The organism is Mesorhizobium sp. Cs1299R1N3 (genome assembly GCF_037179625.1).
Lineage (GTDB): Bacteria > Pseudomonadota > Alphaproteobacteria > Rhizobiales > Rhizobiaceae > Mesorhizobium > Mesorhizobium salmacidum.
On record NZ_JAPYKQ010000046.1, the window covers coordinates 1 to 709 of the forward strand.

General features: G+C 57.1%; 1 protein-coding gene. It reads right to left on the reverse strand.

The window, feature by feature from the left end; translation table 11 throughout:
- Positions 1-358: 358 nt before the first annotated feature.
- Positions 359-709 (reverse strand): hypothetical protein (locus O7B34_RS31870; RefSeq protein WP_337149702.1); only part of this gene is annotated, 351 nt, incomplete at its 5' end.

Consider the following 709-nt stretch of genomic DNA (forward strand, 5'->3'; position numbering starts at 1 on the left):
TCGCGAAGATCATTGGAAAGAGGTCGAGTCATCAGATGCTGGCCTCCATTCCAGCCAGCATCTTGAATCACAAAACCGACTGATCCGGAATCCCTTCGATTCCATCAACTCGTGAACCGCTCTAGATACCAATAATTGGCAATCCACTGCCGATTCGGCGACGCTTCATCATCATGGCCCGCCAAGCGGCATCGCCTCGGTCCCGATTCGGCGGAATTGGACTACCGATTGGGGCAGCACCACGCGATCGAGGGTCTCGGTGCGAGCGGAGGCCGCAGATCCTGTTATTCACCATCCAAAGCGTGTGAGGAAGCCGGCCGGATAGAGCCCAACCGGCTAATCTGTTCATGCTTGGCGATCAATCGATCTTGAACCTGACCATCCCTCCATGGTCTTCACTGATTTGATTTTTGTCCGCGCCATCGGCGTCGCCTCTTTTGCGGGCCCTGAACAGGATTGGATCGACGCTCCACGGTGATCCGGATACGCAAGGGTCCGCCGACTTGGAGCCTGGCGGCTGTCTTTTTGATTTGGTTTGGTAGGGTGATTTGTTTTTGTGCGGGGTCGCCGGCCTGGTGCTTGGGGGCGGCCAGGCCGGATCCAAGGGCTTATCCGAACGCGAAGCGGCCCGCCGGCTTTGAGCCTGGCGGGCCGTTTTGGTAAGTTTGGTTGCGGGGACAGGATTTGAACCTGTGACCTTCAGGTTATG